Origin of the sequence: Brevibacillus choshinensis (assembly GCF_001420695.1) — a bacterium.
Lineage (GTDB): Bacteria > Bacillota > Bacilli > Brevibacillales > Brevibacillaceae > Brevibacillus > Brevibacillus choshinensis.
In genome coordinates, this window is sequence record NZ_LJJB01000013.1 from 690552 (window position 1) to 715173 (window position 24622).

Here is a 24622-nt window from a genome sequence, read left to right on the forward strand (position 1 = left end):
ACGATGAACCAATTTCGTGTGTCGCAAACCTACTTCCCTCCGAAAACGAATCACGTCACCAAAGCTACTACCCAGACTGCCCAGGGAAGCGGCAAATCGTTTCAACAGTTTCTGACGGAATCGCTGGGTGCTACCGCCAAAACGCAACCACTCAGCATGAGCCAGCACGCCGTCAATCGACTGAGGGAACGGGGAATAACACTTGATGCCCCTCAAATGGAACGTTTGGAAACAGCCGTGCAAAAAGCGGCTGCCAAAGGAGCCAAAGAGTCTCTCATTCTTATGGATAATGTGGCTTACGTCGTGAGTATCGTAAATCGGAAGATCATTACCGCTGTCGACGATGGAAGCATGAAGGACAATGTGTTTACCAATATTGATAGTGCTATCTTCGTTTAGTACTTAGGCAACATCGGGCTGGACCTCGCGCGAGGAAGCCCAGCGGTTACCGACCGACAGAGGTAATCGTACCGAGGATTAAGTAGAGGAGGAAACAAATTATGCTTCGTTCTATGTACTCGGGTATTTCAGGTTTGCGTGGTTTCCAGACAAAGCTGGACGTTATCGGGAATAACATCGCAAACGTAAATACCGTAGGCTTTAAAAAGGGTCGCGTTATGTTCCAGGATATTTTGAGCCAAAACATCCAAGGGGCAAGTGCTCCTACTGATGGTGGTAAAGGCGGTACAAACCCGACTCAGATCGGTCTGGGTGCGAAAATTGGATCCATCGATACCGTGTTTAACGCAGGTAGCCCGATGACCACAAACTTGCCGACTGACCTCTCTATTGAAGGCGATGGATTCTTTGTCGTAAAAGACGGGGATGACGGATTGACCTACTTTACCCGCGCTGGTAACTTTACACGCGATATGAACGGTACGCTGGTGAATCCACAGGGTATGGTAGTCCAAGCTGCTGGCGGTGGAGCGATTACAATCAGCCGTGACACCTACACCTCTTACTCCATCGGTCAAGATGGGAAAGTAATTGGGGTTACACCAGATGGAACGCTGGAAGAAATCGCTACCATCGGGGTCATGGGTTTTAATAACCCAGGCGGTCTGAAAAAAGTAGGGAACTCTTTGTACGAGAACACAGTGAATGCTGGGGACGTCAATGGAGGAGATCCAAATACTCCTCTGGAGCCATCCGATGACCTCATTAAAGTGAACATCATCGCAGGTCAGTTGGAAATGTCCAACGTTGACCTATCCGAAGAGTTTACTGAAATGATCGTCGCTCAACGTGGCTTCCAGGCAAACTCGCGTATCATCACCACTTCCGACACGGTATTGGAAGAGCTGGTAAACCTGAAGCGCTAATCGCGTAAAGGATGAGTAGGGGGAAGGGAATTGATCGCTTCCCCTGCTCACTACCGAAAGGAGCAGCTGATGATCCAATTGACACGATTTAACGGCGCAATTTTTTATCTGAATATCACGCATATCGAGACGGTAGAGGCTACTCCCGATACGGTGATTACTCTGTTCAACGACAGGAAATACATCGTCAAAGATTCGGCAGAGTCAATCGCTGAACGTGTCCAGGCCTTTTATCAAAATGTTCCTCCGGCAAGTAGTGCACCGAGATTGCCGGAAGATGCAAATGAATAGCGGGAGGCTTTGCGATGTTTCAAAATCGATTGTTTAACATGGCTCTAATTATTATCATCGCGATATCGCTTCTGGGAGTTATTTCGTTCGTGCTCTGGCAAACCTATCTCTCCCCAACTGCACAGACGGCTAGTAGTGCAGAAAAGCAATTGGAACCATTGTCTGCAAAGGAAATGCATGAGTACTCAGTGGACACCGGTGAAATTACTACCAATCTGCTAACGAACAATTACATGATCGTACGATTCACGATCACAGCAGATAATTCCGACGCAAAAGCGGAACTGGAACAACGCCTGCCCCAAATCAATCAGGTCATTATCAAGACTTTGGCTGGTTTGACGCCTGAAGACATCAAGGGTACAGAAGGCGTGAACAAACTGGAAGCAAAAATCATGAATGAAGTCAGCTCCCTGATGCAAGAAGGTAAGATCGTTCAAGTGGTAACGACCAAACGTGTCTTGTCCTAGGGTAGCGACGCAGGTATACATAGCAGGGAGGTGACGATTATATGGCCGAGGTTCTCTCACAAAGTGAGATTGATGCGTTGTTGGCTGCTCTCTCATCGGGGGAGATGGACGCCAACGAGCTGAAAAAAGAAGAGACTGAGCGCAAAGTAAAAGTATATGACTTTAAACGAGCTTTGCGTTTTTCCAAAGATCAGATCCGTGGTCTGACGCGTATTCATGAAAACTACGCGCGGCTGTTGACGACGTATTTTTCCGCTCAGCTCCGTACCTTCGTGCAAATTACGGTTGCCTCCGTCGATCAATTACCGTATGACGAGTTTATTCGTTCCATTCCCAAGATGACCATTCTCAACATCTTTGAAGCGCCACCATTGGAAGGTCGTATGGTCCTGGAAGTGAATCCTAACATCGCTTACACCATGCTCGATCGTCTTTTAGGTGGGCAGGGTGCGATTCCTGAAAAAATGGGCTCCCTTACGGAAATTGAAACAACGGTGATGGAGCGTGTGTTTGGCAAAGCGCTGGATACATTCCACGAGGCATGGAAACAAATCATTGAACTTGATCCTTATCAGGAAGGCCTTGAGATGAATCCGCAGTTTATGCAGATCGTCTCACCCAATGAAATCGTGGTCGTTATTTCATTCAGTACCAAAATCGGGGACACGACTGGCATGATTAACTTGTGTTTGCCACACGTCGTTCTCGAACCGATCATGACAAAGCTGTCCGGACAATACTGGTTCTCAAAACAGAAAAAAACGCGCGACGAAGAAGAACGTCTGCGTGTAGAAGACCGGGTAAAGACTGCGAAGCTACCGATCGTCGCAGAAATGGGCACAGCTACGATTTCGGTAAAAGATTTCCTCCAGCTTCAACAAGGAGATGTCATTCAACTGGATCAGTCGTTAGATAACAAGCTTAAAATCAAGATCGGCAACCACCTGAAATTTCTCGGACAGCCGGGTACTCTTAAAGGAAGAGTTGCCGTACAGATTGATGAAGTCATAGAGGAGGGGGAGGAACACAATGAGTAGAGACATGCTTTCTCAGGACGAGATTGACGCGCTGCTTCGCGCGAACAACTTGGTAGAGGATGAAGAGGAAGCTGATTCGGTAGTCAGTCAGGATGTTGCCGAATTTCTTTCCCCGTTTGAACAGGATGCTCTCGGAGAAATTGGAAATATTTCTTTCGGTAGCGCTGCGACAGCACTCTCCACGCTGCTGAGCAGAAAGGTAGACATTACGACCCCGACTGTTTCGGTAGTCAATGTGAACGAGCTGGAAAGCGAGTTCCCTATTCCCCACGTCGCCGTCCACGTGGAATATACAGACGGGTTTAAAGGAATAAACCTGCTTGTCATCCGCATGGAAGACGCAGCGGTGATTGCCGACCTGATGATGGGTGGAGAAGGTCGACCAGAGAATACAGATCTATCTGAACTACATATCAGCGCAGTACAAGAGGCGATGAACCAGATGATGGGTTCAGCAGCGACCTCTATGTCCACGATCTTTAACCAATTCATCAACATCACTCCTCCTGGTATTGATGTGATGGATCTAGCACAAGGCAAAGGTGGAGATAGCTTCACGGAAGATGACAGCCCATTGGTTAAAGTGTCCTTCCGTTTAAAAGTGGGGGAGCATGGTGAACTGATTGATTCAAACATCATGCAACTACTGCCGCTATCGTTTGCGAAAAAGATGATTGATAGACTGGTGGGAGGTACTGAAGAAGAGGTAGCAGCCGCTGCTGCAGCCGTCGAAATGCCAAGTATCCCGGCCATTACCCAATCAGCTGCACCAGTAGCAGCAGCTCCTGTTCAACCAGAACCGGCCTACGTGCCACCTGCTGCACCACAGCCACAACCACAACCGATGTACGAACAACCGCCTATGGGCTATGCACCACCGCCCATGTACGCGCAACCTATGGGATACCCAGGACAGCCTTATCCGGATGCTTACGCACAGCATGCCATGCCGCCAGGATACGCACCTTATCCACCAGCGTATCCACCGACACCTATGGCGCCGACACCTCAGCATTTTGGCAGCCCAGCTGCAAATCAAGCAAACGTGAAACCAGCGCAATTTGTGCCGCTTGGAGGTGCTCCCATGGTAACGGGAGAAGAGCAAAACTTGAACCTGCTTCTAGACATTCCACTGCAAGTAACAGTCGAACTCGGACGCACCAAGAAATTAATCAGAGAAATCCTTGACTTGTCCGCTGGATCAATTATACAGTTGGACAAGCTGGCAGGTGAGCATGTAGACATCTTGGTAAACAACAAGCTGATTGCCAAGGGAGAAGTGGTCGTCATTGACGAAAACTTTGGGGTCCGTGTCACAGATATCATCAGTCAGTTCGATCGTGTTCAAAAATTACAATAATCCATTCAACAGTGAAGCATTGGGAGGAGCTAATCATGTCAAACAAAGTATTAATCGTGGATGATGCAGCGTTCATGCGTATGATGATCAAGGAGATTTTGTCCAAAAACGGCTACAGCGTTGTCGGGGAAGCGAGCGACGGTGCTCAGGCGATTGAAAAATACAAAGAACTCGGTCCTGACCTGGTAACGATGGACATTACAATGCCAGAAATGGACGGTATTGCTGCTTTGAAGGAAATCAAAAAGCTTGATCCAAACGCACGTGTCATCATGTGCTCTGCGATGGGACAACAAGCCATGGTTATTGATGCGATTCAGGCGGGCGCAAAAGATTTCATCGTGAAGCCGTTCCAGGCTGATCGCGTTCTGGAAGCGATCAAGAAGACATTGAGCTAATGATGAAATTCCGGAATGCAGGGACGCGACTCATTTGGGTTTGTTGTCTCATCATGCTGCTTGTCGCCTCCCTTCCTGTCATGGCATCAGCCGAGGGTACTGTGGCTGATTCCTATAACCAGGGGAATGCACCAAAGAGCAATGCGCCCGCCGGCGGCGAACAGCCGGCGGCCATTCCGGGCAGCGGAAACGGAAGTATGTGGGGATACTTGGTCCAAGTCATCTTCTCACTCGGATTCATTGCTGTGCTCATCTACCTGTTGCTGCGATTTTTGGGCAAGAGGCAAATTGGACAAGGCCACGGACCAATCAAGATCATTTCTGCAGCAGCTCTCGGAAACGGGAAAACCATGCAGGTTGTCATGATAGGGGAAACCTTGTATATCGTCGGAGTTGGTGAAAATGTACAACTGCTCCGAATGATCGAACCGGGAGAAGAAGTCGACCTCATTTTATCAGACGCAGAAATGAAGCCCATTTCTTCACAGTTTACTTTCAAATGGCTGCCTTTCGGGAAAAAGAAACAAGTAGAAGAAGAAATCTTGTATTCTTCCGAAGTGGATGGACAATCGTTTCAAGAGTTGCTGAAGGGACAATGGAATGATGTCCAGAAGCGACCGATTCAAACAGATGTATGGACCAAAGAGGAAGCTCAGGACAGAGGGGACCTAAAATGAAACATTTTTTGCAGGTGCTCGTGATTGCCGCAGTGCTGCTGGCTTTGCCAAATGTCGTAATGGCAGCTCCCGTGGGAACACCGCTTGTTCCGAGCATTGATTTGAAAATTGGCGGCGGAACTGGAACGCCTCAGGAAACATCCTCGGCGATTCAAATTTTGCTGATTTTAACGGTTTTGTCTGTAGCTCCGGCGATTTTGCTGCTCATGACGAGCTTTACCAGGATCGTGATCGTGCTGTCATTCGTCCGTAATGCCCTGGCTACTCAACAAATGCCTCCAAACCAGGTTCTGGTGGCATTAGCGCTCTTTATGACATTTTTTATCATGGCTCCGACACTTGGCAAGGTAAATGAAACAGCCGTTCAGCCTTTTATGGCGGGGAAGATGAGCCAGCAACAGGCTTTTGATACGGCAGTGATCCCTTTCAAGGAATTCATGGCGAAGCAAACAAGGGAAAAAGATTTGGCGTTATTCCTGGAATATACAAAGGCAGATAGACCAAAGACCATTCAAGACATTCCCTTGAGTGCATTGGTACCCGCGTACGCTATCAGTGAATTGAAAACGGCATTTCAAATCGGCTTTATGATCTTCATACCATTCCTCGTAATTGATATGGTCATCTCCAGTATTTTGATGGGGATGGGGATGATGATGTTGCCACCTGTCATGATTTCGTTGCCGTTTAAAATCTTGCTTTTCATCATGGTAGATGGCTGGTATCTGGTCGTAAAATCACTCTTGATCAGTTTCTAGGTACATTCCAAAGGGTCCAAGGAGGTAGAGCATGACACAAGAATTATTGATGCAGATTGCCCAGAGCTCAGTCTATACCATCCTGATGCTTTCGGCGCCTGCCCTAGGGATCGCCTTGCTGGTCGGATTGATTGTCAGCGTCTTCCAGGCAACGACACAAATTCAGGAGCAAACTCTTGCATTCATTCCAAAAATCTTGGCAGTCTTCATCACACTGCTAGCAGTTGGACCATGGATGCTGCGTGTAATGCTTGATTTTACGATGGGAATCTTCGGAAACCTCCATCGATTTGTCGGATAGCCTATGAATCTCTTCTTGATGTACCTTCCCATTTTTTTGCTTGTGTTTGTAAGAATGAGTGCTTTTATTGTAGCCGCTCCTTTCTTTTCGATTAAAGGGGTGCCCAATCAATTCAAAATAGCGTTTGCCTTTATTATGGCGTTGATCAGTTTTCAATACATACCCGTTCAGGCCCAAATAACCATGGATTTGACTTTCATCCTTCATGTGTGTAAGGAAGCGTTAGTAGGACTCATCCTCGGTTATATTTGTGAGTTGATGTTCGTAGCTGTTCAGGTCGCTGGTGGTCTGATGGACATGCAGATGGGACTAGCAATGGCCAACGTAATTGACCCGAGGACGGGTGCATACGTACCGATCACGGGTAACTTCAAAAACATCCTAGCCATTCTCTACTTTTTCAGTATTAATGGGCATCACATGCTCATAAGGGGAGTCATCAAAAGCTACGAGGCGATCCCGGTTGAAGCGGTATGGGCAGCATTCGGCAGTGAGCAAGTCATGATGACTGCTGTCAAAGTCTTTCAAAACATGTTTCTTAGTGCATTTATGATGGCGGCTCCGATCGTCGTGGCGTTATTCCTCGTGGATCTCTCCCTTGGGATCATCGCTAAATCTGTACCGCAATTTAATATTTTCGTAGTAGGTTTACCGATTAAATTGCTCGCAGGATTTCTGTTATTGATTGTGGTGATGCCCGCTTTCCTGTTGACCTTGAACGGATTATTTGAAAGTATGTTCCGGGCACTCGCAGAAATGATGAAAATGCTCGGAGGCACACCATGAAGCAGATCAGGTTTCATTATCCGATAGACTTGCAATTTTTCAATGGGGAAAAAACTGAAAAAGCGACACCGAAGAAAAAAGACGATGCGAGAAAAAAAGGACAGGTTGCCAAGAGTCAGGATTTGTCCCCGTCGATCGCACTCACTACCTTCTTCTTTCTATTGATCATGCTGGGCTCGAACATGCTAGCGACTTTTCAAAACATCATGCGAGAGTCGTTGATTACCTACACGAGCTGGCAGGTAAATGAAGAGAATCTGAAACTCATGGTGTCGCAACTTGCTTTTGAAGCATTCAAAATAGTAGGTCCTGTATTAGGGGCTTCATTGCTCGTCGCTTTTGCCGTGAATTACATGCAGGTCGGTTGGTTAATTTCTACAGAACCCCTTCAGATGAAGCTGGAAAAATTAAATCCGATTGAAGGCGCAAAACGCATTTTTTCCTTACGTTCCATCGTGGAACTGCTCAAATCTTTATTAAAAATCAGTGCTGGAATTTTCGTTGCCTATTCGATTTTATGGAACACCAAAGATCAGGTGGTGCAGCTTTCTCTGAAGTCTTTGGGAGCGGTTCTATCATTTACGGCGGGCGAGGTCGCCAAGCTAGGAATCTACCTCGGATTACTGCTGTTTGTCTTAGCGGTGTTGGATTACGCCTATCAGCGCTATGAACACGAGAAAAATCTACGGATGTCCAAACAAGACCTGAAAGATGAACACAAGCAGGCAGAAGGGGATCCGCTGATTAAAGGAAAGATTCGTGAGCGACAACGCAGCATGGCAATCCGACGAATGATGCAAGAGCTGCCAAAAGCAGATGTGATTATTACCAACCCGACGCACTTTGCCGTTGCTATCCGTTATGACGTCAGTGCCATGAGCGCTCCAACGGTAGTAGCCAAAGGGCAAGACTATCTCGCTTTAAAAATCAGAGAAGTGGCCAAAAAACACCGGATCGTTACGATGGAAAACAAGCCCTTGGCCAGGGCTCTCTATAGTCAGGTTGAGATTGGACAGCAAATTCCCGAAGAGTTGTTTAAAGCGGTAGCGGAAGTTCTCGCGTACGTGTACAAGCTGCAGGGGAAAGCGAAATAAGAGAAAGGAGGATGAACAGTGGGATTCAAGTTCAAGGAAATAGGTACGATCCTATTCGTCATAAGCATTGTGGTCATGATGGTGATCCCACTCCCTTCACAACTGCTTGACTTGCTTTTAATTCTCAATATCTCCCTTGCGTTGACGATTTTGCTTGTGTCCATGTACACAAAGGAAACGTTGGAGTTTTCCATTTTCCCCACGGTCCTGCTCATTACTACGCTTTTTCGCCTGGCTTTGAATGTATCCACGACGAGGAACATTCTTTCTCACGGAGAAGGCGGCAAAGTGATTGAAACCTTTGGGGATTTTGTCGTTGGTGGTAACCAAGTCGTTGGTTTCGTTGTGTTTCTTATCTTGATTATCATCCAGTTTATCGTCATCACGAAAGGTTCCGAGCGTGTGGCAGAGGTAGCAGCCCGCTTTACGTTGGATGCGATGCCAGGGAAGCAGATGAGTATTGATGCGGATCTAAACGCAGGGATGATTACGGAAGCAGAAGCGCGAGCACGACGGAAGAAAATTGAGAATGAAGCAGACTTTTACGGAGCAATGGATGGTGCTAGTAAATTCGTAAAAGGGGATGCCATCGCCGGAATTATTATCTTTATCGTAAATATCATCGGAGGATTTATCATCGGGATGCTCGTCCATGATATGGACTTTGCTGAATCAGCCTCCAAATTTACAACGATGTCGGTAGGGGATGCGCTTGTTAGCCAAATTCCGGCCCTGTTGATTTCGACAGCAGCTGGTATTATCGTGACACGCTCCACCTCCGGAGAAGGGCTCGGAGAAGACATCGTCAAGCAGATGTTCAACTTTCCACGACTGTTGTATATCGTTTCCGGATGTATGCTCTTGTTGGGGCTCTTTACTCCGATTGGCTTGTTGCCAGTACTCCCGGTAGCCGGAATTTTAGGCTTCGCAGCTTGGAAACTGAACAAGAAACAACGAATTGAGATGCTCGAATCCGCCGACAAGGTTGAAGAACAACAGATCGAAGAAGTGCGTAGCCCAGAAAGCGTGGTCAATCTGTTGCAGGTCGATCCGATCGAATTCGAATTTGGCTACGGCTTGATCCCGTTGGCAGATGTCAAACAGGGCGGTGACTTACTCGATCGCGTCATTATGATTCGTCGTCAAATTGCCTTGGAAATGGGAATTGTCGTTCCAGTTATCCGCATTCGGGATAACATCCAGCTCCGTCCGAATGAGTACATGATCAAGATCAAAGGCAATCAGGTAGCTAAAGGGGAAATCATGCTTGATCACTACCTGGCAATGAGCCCTGGGATTGAAGATGACTCCATTGTTGGGATAGAAACAGTAGAACCTGCGTTTGGATTACCTGCTTTATGGGTAACAGAAGAGAATAAGGAGATTGCCGAGTTGTCTGGTTATACGGTAGTCGACCCACCTTCAGTCGTAGCCACACATTTGACCGAGATCATTAAGCGTCACGCACACGAACTACTAGGCCGTCAGGAAACGCGTGCACTGATCGACAATGTGAGAGAGACGGCACCGGTGCTGGTGGACGAGCTCATACCAGGATCTCTGTCTATCGGCGATGTGCAGAAGGTGCTACAAAAGTTGCTGCGGGAAAAAGTATCGGTACGCAACTTGAATGTCATACTCGAGGCTTTGGCGGACCATGCTTTGTACACCAAAGATCCGGAAGTTTTGACAGAGTACGTCAGACAGGCCATGTCGAGGCAGATCACTCTTCAGTTTACAGAACCTGGACAACCGCTTCGAGTACTGACCGCGGGTGCCGGTCTGGAGAAAGCAATCTCCGAACACGTCGAGCAATCTGAGCAAGGCAGCTATTTGGCGATGGATCCAGAAACGTCTCAGCGGATCTACCAGATGATGTCTGCAGAAGTAGGGAAAATGATCAACTCGGGACAACAGCCGATCATCCTTTCTTCTCCAGCCATTCGGATGTATCTACGTCAATTGCTGGATCGGATGATGCCAGATGTACCCGTTTTGTCATACAGCGAGTTGGAGCCACATGTTGAAGTGCAAAGCGTAGGGATGGTGAACATTTCGTGAGAGTGAAGCGTTACATAGTCGATTCAATGCCAGAAGCACTGGACAAGATCAGAGCGGATTTAGGAAAGGATGCCGTCATTTTAAATTCCAAGCCTGTTAAAACAGGTGGAATGTTTGGGATGTTTGGCAAGATGCGGATCGAAGTGATTGCTGCAGTAGATGAAAAGGCATCTGAGAACGAGAAAACTCAGAGGTCCAGTATGAATCGACAAATGGACGCTACCACTCGACCACAGGCCGGGACTTATACGGCGAAACAAGCGTATCGAAATGCTGCTGTCCCACAACGCATGAAGACGGAGAGTGCGGTTGCTGTAGAAGAACGTGAGCCCTCCCCGGACGTTGTATCCCAGGAACCGAAAAGAGATTACGCAACTCGTGAGGCTGCTCCGGCTAACGCTTTGAACGAAAGGCCGAAGCAGCCTGAACCTCCTATTCAAACTTCCAGACAAGTTGAGAATCAGACGGGAACGACTGGCACAGATGAATTGGCGAGTGAAGTAAGAGGGATGCGTCAGATGTTCCAGAAGCTTCTTGTTCATGACTTGAGTCAGCAGCTCCCGGAGGCTTTTCAAGTCATTCGCACACGACTTTTGGATCAAGGAGTTACCGAAGAAGTCACTGCGGAAATCTTGAAAAAGTTGATGGAGAAGACGGATGCAGGTCATCAATGTCAGGTGGAAGAAGCGCGTGATGCTTGCCGAGAGATCATCACCGGAATGCTCGCTGCAAACGCTCAGACATCTGTGAGGCTGGAACGATCCGTGCAGTACGCTTTTTTCTTTGGACCAACAGGAGTGGGAAAAACCACGACGATCGCAAAAATGGCTGCCAACAGTATGTTGAAAGAAAAAAGAAGAATTGGCTTCATCACTGCGGATACGTATCGAATGGCAGCTGTCGAGCAATTGAAAACGTATGCGAACATTCTCAATGTCCCGATGGAAGTCGTGTTTCAGCCGAAAGAAATGGTCACCGCGATGGAACGCTTGAGCGACTGCGACCTGATCTTTGTTGACACGGCTGGGCGTAATTTCCGCAATGACGAATACGTGCAGGGGATACGGGAACTCGTCGAGCAAGGGACAAATAGCGTGAATTACCTGGTGCTCAGTTTAACTTCCAAATACACCGATATGAAGGCCATCATCCAGAACTTTTCGGATGTACCTGTCAAGCAAGTGATCTTTACGAAGGCGGATGAGACACAGAGCTTCGGTACCATGTTGAACGTTTCGGAAGAGATGAAACTGGCTCTCTCCTATATCACGACTGGTCAAAATGTTCCGGATGATATTGTCGTAGCGACACCTACGCTCGTTTCATCCATGGTAGTGGGAGACTGAATGAATGCGTGATCAAGCTGAACAACTCCGCCAACGTATACAACAGAGCGCCCAGAAGCGCCCGACAAAACTCGTAACCGTCACCAGTGGAAAAGGCGGGGTAGGGAAGTCTAATTTCAGTCTCAACTTCGGCCTTGGATTGATTGAAAGAGGACATAAGGCAATCTTATTCGATGTGGACCTAGGCCTCGCCAATCTGGATGTCTTAATGGGTATTACCCCCAAAAAGCATTTGTTCCATCTGTTAGAACCAGATAAGACGGTATGGGACATCATGGAGCAAGGACCCGGGCAATTGGAATTTATTGCTGGTGGGTCAGGTTTTACGCAGATCATGCAATTGGATGATGAAAAGCTTAACCTTTTGTTTAGCAAGCTGGATCCACTGCAAGGGTACGCGGATACGATTATTTTTGATACAGGAGCGGGCTTGTCCAAAGAATCCCTGCACTTCATGCTGTCCTCGGACGAAGTGATTGTCGTGACAACACCTGAACCACCTGCAATCACAGATGCGTACGCCGTTATCAAAATGCTGCACTCTCGTAATCCTGTTGTAAAGATTCGACTGGTAATCAACAGGGCGACATCTGAACGAGAAGGGAAAATGACTGCCGACAAGCTCGCGATGGTGGCAAAACGCTTTCTTGGCATGGAGATTCATTCGTTAGGGTTTGTCTCGGATGATTCCCATGTATCCAAAGCAGTGAAGCAGCAGCGTCCTTTTCTACTTACATATCCGCAATCGCTAGCCTCTCGGAGCATTCGGAATTTAGTTGGGCGGTATTTGGAGAGTTCCATAAAATCAGATATCCCGGCGAATGGTCTCAAAGGATTCCTAGCGAGGCTGAAACACTTCATTCGATAAGTCAACAGGGTGTAAGGAAGGGAGCGACTTTGCATTGAGTAAAATTCGAGTTCTTGTCACAGATGATTCTGCATTCATGAGAAAAGTTATTTCCGACATTTTATCGACAGATCCAGATATCGAAGTCATTGATCGAGCAAGAAACGGACTCGAGTGTATTGAAAAATGCAAGCAACTGAATCCGGACGTCCTCACGTTGGATATTGAAATGCCCGTCATGGACGGACTGACAGCGTTGAAGTCATTGATGAGAGATCATCCCTTGCCGATCGTAATGTTGAGTAGCCTGACGAGAGAGGGAGCGGATGCAACCATTCAAGCGTTGGAATTGGGCGCGTTCGACTTTGTAACCAAACCGTCAGGACCGATATCGCTTGATATACATAAAGTTGGCGATCGTTTGATTGAACGGGTAAAAGCGGCCTATCTCACAAAAGGTCGCTTGCAACGACAATCCGCTATTCAGAATACGATCAAGCCACTAGAGTCGGATCCATTGCAACCAGTTAAGCCGGTTGCTCCTGTACCTGTAACGACAGTAGCGACACCGACTGTTATCGAGCGGGCATTGCCACCGAGAAGGATCGGCATTGCAAAGCCAAGACTGGTGACTTTGGGAACTTCTACTGGTGGACCAAAAGCACTGCAAATCGTTTTGACAGCTATACCAGCTGATTTTCCTGCTCCAATCGCTGTGGTTCAACACATGCCTGCCGGCTTTACCAAATCGTTGGCGCAGCGACTGAATACGTTGTCGAAAATCCACGTAACTGAGGTCGAGGATGGACAAGTATTGGAGCCAGGGACGGCCTATATTGCACCTGGAGGCTTTCATTTTGAAGTTCGGCAAGTGAACGGCCGATTGCAGGCTCATCTGCATCAGGAGGAGCCGCGCGGAGGCCATCGTCCTTCTGTCGACGTTTTATTTGAATCAGTCAGTCGATTGACAAATGTAGACAAATGGGCAATTATCATGACAGGCATGGGAAATGATGGGACAAAAGGTCTAAAAATGATGAAAGAACTCGGGACTGTTACGAGTATTGTCGAAGATGAGTCGACTTGTGTCGTATACGGAATGCCCCGTTCAGCCGTTCATGCAGGCCTGGCAGACAAAGTAGCCCCTGTTGATAAAATTCCAGAGCTGTTGTGCAAGCTCGTGCACTGATTTTGGGAGGTGGATCACCGATGGATATGAATCAGTATTTGGACATGTTTATCGAAGAATCGAAAGAACATTTGCAAGCAATCAATGCAAATCTGCTCCTGTTGGAAAATGATCCCGGCAACATTACACATGTAAAGGAAATTTTCCGCTCTGCTCATACCCTCAAAGGGATGTCGGCGACCATGGGTTTTGAAGACATGGCGAGTCTAACGCACGAAGCAGAAAATGTGTTAGACCTCATTCGCAACCAAAAGCTGACGATTAACAGCGACATCATGGACGTGATTTTCCATAGCGTCGATTTGATCGAGGGCATGGTGATCGACATTACCGAAGGCGGAGATGGGTCTGCAGATGTTTCGATTCCGGTAAAAAAATTGCGATCGATCGTTGCTGGTGATTTTAGCGCCGAGCTGGAAATCGCTGCGGCCGTAGCCGTTGAGGAAGAAGCTCCGGTAGTGGAGCAGGCAGTAGTCGGGGAAAATGAGCTGGATGACTACGCTCTGATGGTCTTGAAACAATCCAAAGAGCTAGGCAATCAATTGATGTGGATCAAGGTTACGTTGAATGAAAATTGCCTGCTCAAAGCGGCTCGTGCCTATATGGTATTCGATCAGCTGGAATCGATGGGTGAAGTCATCAAGACTAAGCCGACTGTAGAAGACATCGAGAACGAACGCTTCGAGACCTCATTCGAGATTGCTTATGTAACGATGCAGTCCGAGGAAAAAATTCGCAATACGATTTTAAACATTTCTGAGACTCATGATGTAAAGATTGATCCAATTCAACTGAAAGAAGCATCGGCTCCAGCACCAGTGGTTGCAGTGCCTTCTGAGTCAGCTTCTGAAGTGAAAAAAGCACCAGAGGTACAGCAAGCGACGGCACGTAAGCAAGCAGCCGGTGGTAAAACGATCCGCGTAGATATCGATCGTCTGGATATTCTGATGAATCTGTTTAGCGAGCTTGTTATCGATCGTGGTCGACTGGAGCAGTTGGCCAAAGAAATTGGCAAAAGTGAGCTGCATGAAACGGTTGAACACATGAGTCGCATCAGTGGAGATCTGCAGAATATCATTTTGACTATGCGAATGGTCCCAGTCGAACAAGTTTTCAATCGCTTCCCACGTATGATTCGCGATTTACAAAAAGATTTGAACAAGAAAGTCAATCTCGAAATCATCGGTGCGGAAACAGAGCTGGATCGTACGGTGATCGATGAAATCGGTGATCCTCTCAATCACTTGCTCCGCAATTCTCTCGACCATGGTATCGAGTCACCTGCTGATAGGAAGAAAGCAGGAAAGCCAGAAGAAGGGACCATTGTCCTGCGCGCATACCACAGTGGGAACCACGTCTTTATTGAAGTAAAAGACGATGGGGCAGGTATCAACAAGGAACGAGTGCTGAAAAAAGCAATCGAGCGAGGGATCGTGAACCCTGCAAATGCGGACAGCATGAGTGACAAGCAAATCCACGAATTGTTGTTTGCGGCTGGCTTTAGCACAGCTGAAGTCATCTCGGATATCTCCGGAAGAGGCGTCGGTCTGGATGTCGTAAAATCAAAGATCGAATCGCTTGGTGGCAGTGTCGGAGTTGATTCCGTACGCGGTCAAGGCACGACATTCTTGATCCAGCTTCCACTTACACTCTCTATTATTTCTGCCATGCTCGTTCAAGTGCAGGATGAGAAATATGCAGTTCCGCTGAGCTCGATTATCGAGACGGCCGTATTCAAGAAAGATCAGATCATGATGGCTCATCGCCAAAAAGTGATCGACTTCCGAGGACGAGTTGTCCCGCTTGTATCCCTTCAAGACATATTCCAAGTGCCTGTGAGTGATGCGGCAGTCGATGAAGATGAAGTTGCTGTCATCATCGTACGAAAAGGAGAAAAGATGGCTGGACTGGTCGTCGATTCCTTCATCGGTCAACAGGAAATCGTACTGAAATCCTTAGGCAAGTATCTGGTTAATGTTTTCGCCATCTCCGGTGCAACGATCCTAGGAGACGGTCAAGTAGCACTCATTATCGATTGCAATGCACTGATCAAGTAAAAGAGGAGGGGCAGCCACATGCTCGAGCACAAGGAAATCGTAGGCGAAGTGAAAGTGATTGTCTTTCGTTTAAAAGATGAAGAGTACGGAGTCGAAGTCAACCAGGTCAAATCGATCGAAAAACTGGAACACATTACACGTGTTCCGCGAACGCCGAAGTTTGTGAAAGGGGTAATCAACCTGCGTGGAGTTGTGACCCCGATCATCGATTTGCGTAACCGTTTTGAGTTGGAAGAGAGCGTCTACTCCGAATCGACACGTATCATTATCGTGGCGGTGGGAGAGCTGGAAGTAGGCTTGATTGTAGATGCTGCCAACGACGTAATTGATATCGCGGTAGACGCGATCGAACCACCGCCAGAAGTAGTTGGCGGAGTAGAGGCAGCCTATCTGCGCGGCGTTGCCAAGCTGGACAAGCGTCTCTTGATTCTCTTGAATCTCGATAAAGTGTTGAGTACAGAAGAAATCAAGCAATTGGACGCAATTGAGGGGTAAGAAAATGGGCTACTTTACGAAGTTTGGAGATTTCCAGTTTGACGTACTGCGAGAAATTGGGAATATTGGAGCGGGACATGCAGCCACCGCCCTCTCTAAACTCATGCAAAAAGAAATCGATATGAAAGTGCCGCAGGTCAGCATTATTCCTTTCGATGAAGTGGCGGATTGTGTGGGTGGGGCTGAGACAGTTGTCGTGACGGTTTTCCTCCGTGTAGAAGGCGACAGCCCCGGGAATATGTTCTTTATTCTTGATATGGATTCAGCCAAGCATATACTGCAGCAAATCACAGGGATCGAAAAGGATGTGCATGAATGGGAAGAGCTTGAGATTTCGGCTTTGCACGAAATCGGGAATATCTTGACAGGCTCTTACCTTTCATCGCTTGCTGATTTTACCCAATTGAATTTGCAGCCATCGGTACCTGCTTTGGCAGTAGACATGGCGGGTGCCATTCTCAGTTATGGTTTGATTGCTCTTGGACAGGCAGGCGATTTCGCACTCACGATTGACACAGCATTCTTTGAGGGAAATGAACAAGTGAAAGGGAACTTCTTTTTGATTCCTGATCCCGATTCCCTCCCCATTCTATTTCGTTCACTAGGAGTTCCTTTCGATGGAGATAATTAAGATTGGTATGGCCGATCTCGGTGTGGCAAAACCGACGAGCCGACTGCGTACTACTGGCCTTGGCTCTTGCGTAGGGGTCGTGCTCTACGACAATATTCATAAAATTGCTGGAATGGCTCATGTCATGCTACCAGAATCATCTCTGGCAAAGGGCGGGGAACTGACAGTAGGGAAATATGCAGACACGGCTATTCCATATCTGATCAATCAGATGGAGCGAGCGGGTGCTTCCACCCGTCATATCGTGGCGAAACTTGCTGGAGGAGCACAAATGTTCGCGTTTCTCGGAAGCACTGATACGATGCGGATTGGTCCGAGGAATGTGGATGCATGTAAATTGGCTTTGAAGGACGCGCAGATAAAAATAGTGGCCGAAGATACAGGGGGTAACTGTGGTCGGACAATAGAGATGGATGCCACAAACGGCGTGCTTCAAATCCGAACTGTAAATCAAGGTGTGAAGGAAGTATAGGGATGATAGGAACCATTTGGATTAATTCTGGCTTGGGACTTCTCGCTTTTGTTGTCACGCTTGCGACGGCATGGGCGAGCAACGTCTGGCTTGTTTCACTGGAACGAGCAGGTGTCGCATTCATTATATTTTTCCTCGCCGCTTTTCCTATCCGTTGGGTTCTCACCAAGGTGACACATAACGCTTCTCTTCCTTCCGTAAAAGAAGGAGAAGTTGCTCTTCATGAAAGGAGTACTTCTCCTCTAGAGGGAAAAGAGGATAGGCAGGCAGACGAGAACACGGAATCATTCTCTCCCCTTTCTATTTCCCAAATGGAGAGAATTCGTCCGATTGAGGATCCCACCACTGTTGCAGAGGTCGTTAGGCGCTTAACAGATGAGTAAAGGCTGGTGACTAATTCGTGGCACGGCTAACCATTCAAGAGAAGGCAAAAGAATTCGATAAATGGGTCATGTGGAAGCAAGAGGGCAGTCGCGAGGCAGAAATCGATCTGATCACACGGTTTTTGCCACTCGTGGACAAAGTGGCCAACCGTTTGGCGATCAACCTACCAGCCAACGTGGACAAAGATGACTTGATCAGTTATGGCCGCTTCGGGCTGCTGGACGCATTGGCCAAGTTTGACCATACACGTGGCTTGCAATTCGAGACGTACGCGATGTGGCGTATTCGTGGTGCCATGATTGACGGATTGCGTGAAAATGACTGGATCCCTCGTACTGTTCGAGACAAGGCCAAAAAAATCGAAGAAGCATACACAACATTGGAACAGCAAATGCTGCGAATGCCCACCGATCAAGAGGTAGCGGAGTACTTGGGGATTAGTGAGAAAGACCTTCAACAGGTGTTTTTTGAGACCTCTCTGGCGACGATGGTGTCTATCGACGAAGCAGTCGGTGATGAAGATGAGCAGAAAACAGCACGGCATTCATACATCGTAGATGAATTGACCCCGCGACCTGAAAATGTGGCGGAGGTTACTAGCCTGAAGGAAGTGCTGGTCACTGTTATCGATAAGCTCCCTGAAAAAGAAAGACTCGTCGTTTCCCTGTTTTACTTCGACGAGATGACCTTATCGGAAATCGCTGAGATCATGGGCCTATCACCTTCACGCATTTCCCAGCTCCATTCCAAGGCTCTTTTCCGTCTTCGTTCTGCGTTGTCCAGGTGGAAGTCGCAATTGATGTAGAGTAAAAGTACCCAATGGTTTAAGGGGGTTAGAAGTTTGGAAGAGATCGGGAAATATCGATTAGAGGTAAAGCTGTCTGCAGACAAATTGGAAGCGGGGATCCTACTTCGAGTAGATGAGGAGGATCTTGACACCCTTTTACTCAGGGAAGAGGACATTTACAAGGAACTGCAAAAACAAAGAGTCACGTTTGGAATCTTGGACAATGTAATCAGAGACATGTGTGCCTTGCCGAGAAAGTATGCCAATGCACAGGCGACCATTGCCCGAGGTATTCAACCAATCCCAGGGAAGGATGGCTCGATGGAGTATCCGTATCTGGATGCCGTGCAAGATGGCAATGGCCCCAAAGAGCTGGAAGATGGTCGAGTCGATTTTTACAACGTGACGGTGATTCCGAATGTAGCCAAAGGACAGCTGCTGGCTCGCAGGATTCCTGCAGATCATGGTCAACCGGGTACAGCTGTTACCGGAGAGCCCATCGCTCCCAAAGCCGGCAAAGAAGTGATCATTAAGCCTGGAAAAAACGTGGTGCATAATCAGGAGAGAACCATGATTTATGCCGCTATCGATGGACAAGTATCGTTCACGGATCAGGATAAGATGAACGTCTTCCCCGTTTTTGAAGTAAATGGAGACGTAGACTTTGGTGTAGGCAACATCGACTTTGTGGGAACGGTGGTCATTCGCGGGAACGTCTTGAATGGTTTTCGTGTAAAAGCATCAGGAGATATTCGTGTATTGGGGAGCGTAGAGGGCGCTGAGCTCCACGCGGAAGGTTCAATCGAAATCAAAAGCGGAATCGTAGCTCAGGACAAAGGTTCTATCGTGGCAGGACAAAACATCCGGACTTCCTTTATTCAGAATGCGAATGTGACTGCTGGTAATCAAGTAATCGTCTCACAAAGTATTATGTTTTCTACGGTTCGTGCAGGGAAACAAATTATTTGCAAAGGCGCGAAAGGCATTATTATTGGCGGTGTTTTACAAGCAGGGGAGAAGATTGCTGCACGCGTATTTGGAAATTCCAGCGCCACTCCCACTGTTTTAGAAGTCGGAGTTAAACCGGAACTCCGTCAAGAATTGGTCCAAATTCAGAAAGAACTGCAACTAGTGTACGAAAATTTGCGCAAAACGGACCAAGGTCTAAGTGTCATGAATCAGATTCTGCAAACAAGTGGCGAGTTGCCAGCAGATAAACGGATGCTGCAAATCAAGCTAACGAACACCCGATTGGTTTTGGAAAAGGAATGCAAGTCTCTGGAGACACGCAAGAAAGACGTAGAAACCGAACTAAAAGGTGAGGGACCTGCGGCTATCGAAGCGTATCACGTCATGTATCCGGGTATTAAAATGACATTTGGTAAGCTCGTTCACTTCATAAAACACGAGTATGCACGGACGCGATTCGTCGTAATGGAAGGCGAGATCAGTACAGCGACGCTCATATAAAATACAGGTCCAGTAACATCTTGTACAAGGGAGTTGGGCTGCGATGAGTTTGAAGACGGTAGAATTGCAAGTCGCGTTGCCGCGTACGCTAGAAGTTAGCCGAATTCAGGAGCATCAACAGCAGCGTACTGTACATGAGCAGCAATCGCTGATCAATGAGAGGAACCTTCACGATCAACAGATGCGTCAACGGCCTCTCGATATCGAGCATACCGAAAAAAATCAGATCCGGGAGCGGGAGAAGAAACAAAAAAAGAACCAGAAAGATTCCGCAGCGTTTGCCTCTTCTGAAGGAGGAGACATGACCGGTGAAGCAAAAACAACCCTTCCTGTATCGATGAGAGATCCCTTACGCGGGCGTATGATTGATATATCTTTGTAATATCGGAAAAAAGACAAGCCAGAAGCAAAGGTGGCTAACATGGACGTAGTGTATCTCATCTTGATCGGTGTGGGAGTACTGAGTATGGTTATTGCTTTGTTCATAAAGGCAAAGCCAGCAGGTGATTTCGACACGATGTTACCGACACATCGCACCACGGACAAGGCAGAGCTAGAGAAGGCTCTGCAGCATATGGGTAGACAAATTAAGCAGGAAAAGGACTGGATGCAGAAACAACTCGACCAGTCTCACGAAGAGCTTCTAATAGAAGTAAAAGATCTAAGACAGCGTTTGGAGCAGCTGGAAAACGGGCGAGGCGTGCAACAAATACAACAAGTCCGTGAGAACGTACAGCACGAGGCAGCGATTGAAAAGCTTGATCCCAAGGAAGAAGACGTGCTGGTACTGCGTGAAAGATATCGCAGAGTCTTTGAATTGCAGCGAGAAGGGCTATCCCTTGATGAAATCGCCAAACGTCTGGGAGCAGGGCGTGGGGAAATCGACCTGATCTTTGCATTGGCTGCGAAGAACGAAAGAGGTATGGCAGATGCGTAAACGGGAGCTGTTATTAGGTTTCGGAGCGGGAATGATCGTAGCTGCCGCTATAACGGGCTGGTTTCAAGCAAAGCAGGTGCCTTCTTCGACGAGGGCTCTTTCGTCTGACCAGATTAAAAATGCCGCAAAGGAATTACAAATGGTTGTTTTGACAAAAGAAGAATATGAGCAGTGGCAGCAGGAGAAGAAAGTGAATGTAAAGCCTGCACCAGCACCACCGAAAGCACCTACAAAGCCACAAGCCCCATTATCGAAGCAGACAAGCACGCCGCATGTCTCAGCCGCGGAGACAAAGGAAACCACCGAGAAGACATCGACACACGAGAATGCAGCTACTGTTACACCGACACCTGCCCAAAATCCAGCTCCTCCTTCTGTAGAGATACCGCAGATTGAAAAGCAGGTTTCCTTTACCGTACCTTATAAAGCAACGGCAGAAGGTGTGGCAAAGCAACTTGTGCAAGCGGGAATCTTACCGACTGACAACAAGTTTGTCGACGAATTACGGAATCAGGACAAACTCAATCGAATCCGGGTGGGGACCTATCAAATATCTACACCTGCGACAGAAGCACAAATCGTCAAACTCATTACGACACCGCCGAAGAAGTGAGGCGGTATTTTTTTGCGAAAATAATGGAATCTGTTTGTTGCAATTGAAAGTTCCATATGATATATTCATTTACGGTGTTGAAATCGCACGTCCACCAATTCCAGCAACGGTGCTGCCTCAGGCAGATTTGTCTGGAACATGCGGTGTGGCGGAGGTACTCATCAAAAAACCACTTTTAAGGAGGTGTGAAATATGGCAGTAATTTCGATGAAACAACTCCTCGAGGCTGGTGTTCACTTTGGTCACCAAACTCGTCGTTGGAACCCGAAAATGGCTCGCTATATCTTCACCGAACGTAACGGAATCTACATTATCGACCTGCAAAAAACCGTAAAAAAAGTTGAGGAAGCGTACAACTTCGTACGTGAACTCTCTCAAAACGGCGGTAAAGTGCTCTTCGTTGGTACGAAGAAACAAGCACAAGAATCCGTTAAGGAAGAAGCAGAACGTACAGGTCACTACTTCATCAACCAACGTTGGTTGGGTGGTACCTTGACTAACTTCACTACCATCAAAAAGCGTACTTCTCGCTTGGCTGAGCTGAAACGCATGGAAGAAGATGGTACGTTTGAAGTATTGCCGAAGAAGGAAGTAATTGTTCTTCGCAAAGAAATGGATCGCCTGGAGAAATTCCTCGGCGGTATCGCTCACATGGATCAACTGCCGGACGCTCTGTTCGTCATCGACCCACGCAAAGAGCGCATCGCTGTTGCAGAAGCTCGCAAACTGGGTATCCCAATCGTTGCAATCGTAGATACTAACTGCGATCCAGACGAGATTGATTATGTAATCCCAGGTAACGACGACGCAATTCGCGCTGTAAAACTGCTGACTGCTAAAATGGCAGATGCCCTGCAAGAAGGCAACCAAGGCGGAGAGCAAGCCACAACAACTGCGTAAGCAAGTGTAAGAGGGTGGACTGAGGGTGTCAGAACCCCCCGTCCATCCTTTTTTACTGAATCAGAATGCAATAGAAGTAACCAAAACGATACTTAGAACGTAACTTTCCAAGGAGGTTAACTCAATGGCAATTAATGCACAGACAGTTAAAGAACTGCGTGAGCGTACAGGTGCAGGTATGATGGATTGCAAACGCGCGCTGGAAGAAACAAACGGCGACATGGAAAAAGCAATTGACTTGCTCCGCGAACGCGGTATTGCGAAAGCGGCGAAAAAATCCGGCCGTATCGCAGCTGAAGGTCTGACAGCGACTGCAGTTTCTGGTAACGTAGCAGCTGTTGTAGAAGTAAACTGCGAAACAGACTTCGTTGCGAAAAACCCTGAGTTCCAAACACTCGTGAAAGACATTGCAGAACACGTTGTTTCCCAACGTCCTGCTACTGTTGAAGAAGCACTGGAGCAACCATTCAAAGGTGAAGGCGAAACCTTGGCTCACGTGATCAACGAGAAAATCTCCACAATCGGTGAAAACATCTCCTTCCGTCGTTTCTTCGTTTCCGAGAAGTCCGACAATGGCGCTTTCGGTGCTTACCTCCATATGGGTGGCCGCATCGGTGTTCTGGTTACACTGGAAGGCACTCAAAACGATGGCCTGGCAAGAGACCTGGGAATGCACGCTGCAGCGTCTAACCCACGCTTTGCAAACCGTGAAGAAGTTTCCGCAGACGAGATCGAACGCGAGCGTGAAGTTCTGAAAAACCAAGCACTGGCTGAAGGCAAACCTGCTAACATCGTTGAGAAAATGGTTGAAGGTCGTCTCTCCAAGTTCTTCGAAGAGTACGTACTGGTTGAACAACCATTTGTTAAAGACCCAGACAAGAAAGTATCTGCTCTGTTGAAAGAAGCGGGCGCTACCTTGAAAGAATTCGCTCGTTTCCAAGTGGGCGAAGGTATCGAGAAAAAGCAAGAAGACTTTGCAGCTGAAGTAATGGCGCAAGTGAATAAACAATAATAAGGATATAGGGAACACCTCCGTGTTCCCTATTTTCAAAGCGAGAGTTTCACTTCATGTGAAACTCTCCTGTACGTAAAAAGCAATGTGCAGCTTTCCTGGCGGGATCCCCGAGACACTTGGTGTTATCCAAGTTTGTAAATCAGAAGGAATGCCGACAATGCACAGAGAATGATTCATGAATGGAGGCCGTTTCACATGCCACTTCCTGCCTATAAACGGGTTGTGTTAAAGTTGAGTGGGGAAGCACTGGCGGGAGACTTGGGGTACGGTATTGACCCTAAAGTGATTTTCTCCGTCGCTAACCAGATCAAGGAAATCGTAGAATTGGGAGTACAAGTCGCAGTAGTCGTCGGGGGAGGAAACATCTGGCGCGGACTTTCCGGCGCATCCAAAGGTATGGATCGGGCAACCGCCGATTACATGGGCATGCTGGCCACGATTATGAACTCACTCGCCTTGCAGGATGGGTTGGAACAAGTGAACGTCCCGACTCGTGTACAAACGTCGATTGAGATGAGACAAGTGGCTGAACCATACATACGCCGACGGGCGATTCGTCATTTGGAAAAAATGCGTGTCGTCATATTCGCTGCGGGTACTGGAAACCCTTATTTCTCTACGGATACAACGGCAGCCTTGCGCGCAGCCGAGATCGAAGCTGAAGTGATTCTAATGGCGAAAAACAAAGTGGACGGCGTATATTCCGCAGACCCAAGCCTGGATCCAACTGCAGAAAAATATGATCGTTTGACTTTCCTGGAAGTCCTGAATAAAGGGCTGGGCGTCATGGATTCAACGGCATCGAGCCTGTGCATGGACAACAGTATTCCACTGATCGTCTTTAACATCTCCGAAGAAGGCAATATTCGCCGGGCAGTGATGGGCGATAAGATCGGTACTCTTGTAAAGGGGGAATAATGA

General features: G+C 47.6%; 29 protein-coding genes. All 29 read left to right on the forward strand.

What is annotated here, in order from left to right; genetic code table 11:
• Positions 1–3 precede the first annotated feature (3 nt).
• Complete coding sequence (locus AN963_RS23550) at positions 4–399, forward strand: TIGR02530 family flagellar biosynthesis protein (RefSeq protein ID WP_055746978.1); 396 nt, start codon at positions 4–6, stop codon at positions 397–399.
• A 101-nt stretch (positions 400–500) separates the two neighbouring features.
• Positions 501–1325: a flagellar basal body rod protein FlgG gene (flgG, locus tag AN963_RS23555; protein ID WP_055746979.1), complete on the forward strand. Its 825-nt coding sequence runs from the start codon at positions 501–503 to the stop codon at positions 1323–1325.
• A 69-nt stretch (positions 1326–1394) separates the two neighbouring features.
• The gene (locus tag AN963_RS23560) at positions 1395–1616 is read left to right on the forward strand and encodes a flagellar FlbD family protein (RefSeq protein WP_055747846.1); all 222 of its coding nucleotides are present in this window, start codon (positions 1395–1397) and stop codon (positions 1614–1616) included.
• 14 nt (positions 1617–1630) lie between these two features.
• Positions 1631–2086: a flagellar basal body-associated FliL family protein gene (locus AN963_RS23565; protein ID WP_055746980.1), complete on the forward strand. Its 456-nt coding sequence runs from the start codon at positions 1631–1633 to the stop codon at positions 2084–2086.
• A 41-nt stretch (positions 2087–2127) separates the two neighbouring features.
• Positions 2128–3123 (forward strand): flagellar motor switch protein FliM, encoded by a 996-nt coding sequence (fliM, locus tag AN963_RS23570; RefSeq protein WP_055746981.1) that lies wholly within the window; start codon positions 2128–2130, stop codon positions 3121–3123.
• A complete protein-coding gene (gene fliY, locus AN963_RS23575; protein ID WP_055746982.1) occupies positions 3116–4483 on the forward strand; it encodes a flagellar motor switch phosphatase FliY in 1368 nt (455 codons plus the stop codon). The genes fliM and fliY overlap by 8 nt, the downstream gene beginning before the upstream one ends.
• A gap of 35 nt (positions 4484–4518) precedes the next feature.
• On the forward strand, positions 4519–4881 hold the full coding sequence (locus AN963_RS23580; RefSeq protein ID WP_055746983.1) for a response regulator: 363 nt from the start codon (positions 4519–4521) through the stop codon (positions 4879–4881).
• The gene (locus AN963_RS23585) at positions 4881–5558 is read left to right on the forward strand and encodes a flagellar biosynthetic protein FliO (RefSeq protein WP_055746984.1); all 678 of its coding nucleotides are present in this window, start codon (positions 4881–4883) and stop codon (positions 5556–5558) included. The genes AN963_RS23580 and AN963_RS23585 overlap by 1 nt, the downstream gene beginning before the upstream one ends.
• Positions 5555–6316, forward strand: a complete 762-nt coding sequence (gene fliP / locus AN963_RS23590; protein WP_055746985.1) for a flagellar type III secretion system pore protein FliP — start codon at positions 5555–5557, stop codon at positions 6314–6316. The genes AN963_RS23585 and fliP overlap by 4 nt, the downstream gene beginning before the upstream one ends.
• Positions 6317–6347: 31 nt before the next feature.
• Positions 6348–6617: a flagellar biosynthesis protein FliQ gene (gene fliQ, locus AN963_RS23595; protein ID WP_055746986.1), complete on the forward strand. Its 270-nt coding sequence runs from the start codon at positions 6348–6350 to the stop codon at positions 6615–6617.
• A gap of 3 nt (positions 6618–6620) precedes the next feature.
• On the forward strand, positions 6621–7403 hold the full coding sequence (gene fliR / locus AN963_RS23600; protein ID WP_055746987.1) for a flagellar biosynthetic protein FliR: 783 nt from the start codon (positions 6621–6623) through the stop codon (positions 7401–7403).
• Entirely contained in the window at positions 7400–8497 is a 1098-nt protein-coding gene (flhB, locus tag AN963_RS23605; RefSeq protein ID WP_055746988.1) for a flagellar biosynthesis protein FlhB, read from the forward strand. The genes fliR and flhB overlap by 4 nt, the downstream gene beginning before the upstream one ends.
• A gap of 18 nt (positions 8498–8515) precedes the next feature.
• Positions 8516–10558, forward strand: coding sequence for a flagellar biosynthesis protein FlhA (gene flhA, locus AN963_RS23610; RefSeq protein WP_055746989.1), 2043 nt, complete (start codon positions 8516–8518; stop codon positions 10556–10558).
• Positions 10555–11904 (forward strand): flagellar biosynthesis protein FlhF, encoded by a 1350-nt coding sequence (flhF, locus tag AN963_RS23615; protein WP_055746990.1) that lies wholly within the window; start codon positions 10555–10557, stop codon positions 11902–11904. Before flhA ends, flhF begins: the two co-directional genes overlap by 4 nt.
• A gap of 4 nt (positions 11905–11908) precedes the next feature.
• Positions 11909–12772 carry a MinD/ParA family protein gene (locus AN963_RS23620; protein WP_055746991.1) on the forward strand — a complete coding sequence of 288 codons (864 nt, stop codon included), beginning with the start codon at positions 11909–11911 and terminating at the stop codon, positions 12770–12772.
• Positions 12773–12806: 34 nt separating this feature from the next.
• Positions 12807–13940, forward strand: a complete 1134-nt coding sequence (locus AN963_RS23625) for a protein-glutamate methylesterase/protein-glutamine glutaminase (RefSeq protein WP_055746992.1) — start codon at positions 12807–12809, stop codon at positions 13938–13940.
• A gap of 20 nt (positions 13941–13960) precedes the next feature.
• A complete protein-coding gene (locus AN963_RS23630) occupies positions 13961–15997 on the forward strand; it encodes a chemotaxis protein CheA (RefSeq protein ID WP_055746993.1) in 2037 nt (678 codons plus the stop codon).
• Positions 15998–16015: 18 nt separating this feature from the next.
• Complete coding sequence (locus AN963_RS23635; protein WP_055746994.1) at positions 16016–16492, forward strand: chemotaxis protein CheW; 477 nt, start codon at positions 16016–16018, stop codon at positions 16490–16492.
• 4 nt (positions 16493–16496) lie between these two features.
• Positions 16497–17123, forward strand: coding sequence for a chemotaxis protein CheC (locus AN963_RS23640; RefSeq protein ID WP_055746995.1), 627 nt, complete (start codon positions 16497–16499; stop codon positions 17121–17123).
• Entirely contained in the window at positions 17110–17595 is a 486-nt protein-coding gene (locus AN963_RS23645; protein WP_055746996.1) for a chemotaxis protein CheD, read from the forward strand. Before AN963_RS23640 ends, AN963_RS23645 begins: the two co-directional genes overlap by 14 nt.
• Positions 17596–17597: 2 nt before the next feature.
• On the forward strand, positions 17598–17978 hold the full coding sequence (locus AN963_RS23650; RefSeq protein WP_055746997.1) for a hypothetical protein: 381 nt from the start codon (positions 17598–17600) through the stop codon (positions 17976–17978).
• A 17-nt stretch (positions 17979–17995) separates the two neighbouring features.
• Positions 17996–18784, forward strand: a complete 789-nt coding sequence (locus AN963_RS23655) for a FliA/WhiG family RNA polymerase sigma factor (RefSeq protein ID WP_055746998.1) — start codon at positions 17996–17998, stop codon at positions 18782–18784.
• Positions 18785–18820: 36 nt separating this feature from the next.
• Positions 18821–20236, forward strand: a complete 1416-nt coding sequence (locus AN963_RS23660) for a DUF342 domain-containing protein (RefSeq protein ID WP_055746999.1) — start codon at positions 18821–18823, stop codon at positions 20234–20236.
• 43 nt (positions 20237–20279) lie between these two features.
• A complete protein-coding gene (locus AN963_RS23665) occupies positions 20280–20618 on the forward strand; it encodes a hypothetical protein (RefSeq protein ID WP_055747000.1) in 339 nt (112 codons plus the stop codon).
• A 39-nt stretch (positions 20619–20657) separates the two neighbouring features.
• On the forward strand, positions 20658–21173 hold the full coding sequence (locus tag AN963_RS23670; protein ID WP_055747001.1) for a DUF6115 domain-containing protein: 516 nt from the start codon (positions 20658–20660) through the stop codon (positions 21171–21173).
• Positions 21166–21786 (forward strand): hypothetical protein, encoded by a 621-nt coding sequence (locus AN963_RS23675; RefSeq protein ID WP_055747002.1) that lies wholly within the window; start codon positions 21166–21168, stop codon positions 21784–21786. Before AN963_RS23670 ends, AN963_RS23675 begins: the two co-directional genes overlap by 8 nt.
• Positions 21787–21978: 192 nt before the next feature.
• Positions 21979–22686, forward strand: coding sequence for a 30S ribosomal protein S2 (gene rpsB, locus AN963_RS23680; protein ID WP_055747003.1), 708 nt, complete (start codon positions 21979–21981; stop codon positions 22684–22686).
• Positions 22687–22810: 124 nt separating this feature from the next.
• Positions 22811–23698, forward strand: coding sequence for a translation elongation factor Ts (tsf, locus tag AN963_RS23685; RefSeq protein ID WP_055747004.1), 888 nt, complete (start codon positions 22811–22813; stop codon positions 23696–23698).
• A gap of 198 nt (positions 23699–23896) precedes the next feature.
• A complete protein-coding gene (pyrH, locus tag AN963_RS23690) occupies positions 23897–24619 on the forward strand; it encodes a UMP kinase (protein WP_055747005.1) in 723 nt (240 codons plus the stop codon).
• Positions 24620–24622: the final 3 nt, after the last annotated feature.

Excerpts from the sequence above, each read along its gene's own strand:
- fliY (WP_055746982.1), top strand. The coding sequence starts at position 3,116 with ATGAGTAGAGACATGCTTTCTCAGGACGAGATTGACGCGCTGCTTCGC.
- tsf (WP_055747004.1), top strand. The coding sequence starts at position 22,811 with ATGGCAATTAATGCACAGACAGTTAAAGAACTGCGTGAGCGTACAGGT.
- AN963_RS23560 (WP_055747846.1), top strand. The coding sequence starts at position 1,395 with ATGATCCAATTGACACGATTTAACGGCGCAATTTTTTATCTGAATATC.
- fliQ (WP_055746986.1), top strand. The coding sequence starts at position 6,348 with ATGACACAAGAATTATTGATGCAGATTGCCCAGAGCTCAGTCTATACC.
- pyrH (WP_055747005.1), top strand. The coding sequence starts at position 23,897 with ATGCCACTTCCTGCCTATAAACGGGTTGTGTTAAAGTTGAGTGGGGAA.
- AN963_RS23665 (WP_055747000.1), top strand. The coding sequence starts at position 20,280 with ATGAGTTTGAAGACGGTAGAATTGCAAGTCGCGTTGCCGCGTACGCTA.
- flhB (WP_055746988.1), top strand. The coding sequence starts at position 7,400 with ATGAAGCAGATCAGGTTTCATTATCCGATAGACTTGCAATTTTTCAAT.
- AN963_RS23550 (WP_055746978.1), top strand. The coding sequence starts at position 4 with ATGAACCAATTTCGTGTGTCGCAAACCTACTTCCCTCCGAAAACGAAT.
- AN963_RS23630 (WP_055746993.1), top strand. The coding sequence starts at position 13,961 with ATGGATATGAATCAGTATTTGGACATGTTTATCGAAGAATCGAAAGAA.
- fliR (WP_055746987.1), top strand. The coding sequence starts at position 6,621 with ATGAATCTCTTCTTGATGTACCTTCCCATTTTTTTGCTTGTGTTTGTA.
- AN963_RS23675 (WP_055747002.1), top strand. The coding sequence starts at position 21,166 with ATGCGTAAACGGGAGCTGTTATTAGGTTTCGGAGCGGGAATGATCGTA.
- AN963_RS23650 (WP_055746997.1), top strand. The coding sequence starts at position 17,598 with ATGATAGGAACCATTTGGATTAATTCTGGCTTGGGACTTCTCGCTTTT.
- AN963_RS23565 (WP_055746980.1), top strand. The coding sequence starts at position 1,631 with ATGTTTCAAAATCGATTGTTTAACATGGCTCTAATTATTATCATCGCG.
- AN963_RS23645 (WP_055746996.1), top strand. The coding sequence starts at position 17,110 with ATGGAGATAATTAAGATTGGTATGGCCGATCTCGGTGTGGCAAAACCG.
- AN963_RS23640 (WP_055746995.1), top strand. The coding sequence starts at position 16,497 with ATGGGCTACTTTACGAAGTTTGGAGATTTCCAGTTTGACGTACTGCGA.
- AN963_RS23620 (WP_055746991.1), top strand. The coding sequence starts at position 11,909 with ATGCGTGATCAAGCTGAACAACTCCGCCAACGTATACAACAGAGCGCC.
- AN963_RS23670 (WP_055747001.1), top strand. The coding sequence starts at position 20,658 with ATGGACGTAGTGTATCTCATCTTGATCGGTGTGGGAGTACTGAGTATG.
- fliM (WP_055746981.1), top strand. The coding sequence starts at position 2,128 with ATGGCCGAGGTTCTCTCACAAAGTGAGATTGATGCGTTGTTGGCTGCT.
- rpsB (WP_055747003.1), top strand. The coding sequence starts at position 21,979 with ATGGCAGTAATTTCGATGAAACAACTCCTCGAGGCTGGTGTTCACTTT.
- flgG (WP_055746979.1), top strand. The coding sequence starts at position 501 with ATGCTTCGTTCTATGTACTCGGGTATTTCAGGTTTGCGTGGTTTCCAG.
- AN963_RS23635 (WP_055746994.1), top strand. The coding sequence starts at position 16,016 with ATGCTCGAGCACAAGGAAATCGTAGGCGAAGTGAAAGTGATTGTCTTT.
- AN963_RS23580 (WP_055746983.1), top strand. The coding sequence starts at position 4,519 with ATGTCAAACAAAGTATTAATCGTGGATGATGCAGCGTTCATGCGTATG.
- AN963_RS23585 (WP_055746984.1), top strand. The coding sequence starts at position 4,881 with ATGATGAAATTCCGGAATGCAGGGACGCGACTCATTTGGGTTTGTTGT.
- fliP (WP_055746985.1), top strand. The coding sequence starts at position 5,555 with ATGAAACATTTTTTGCAGGTGCTCGTGATTGCCGCAGTGCTGCTGGCT.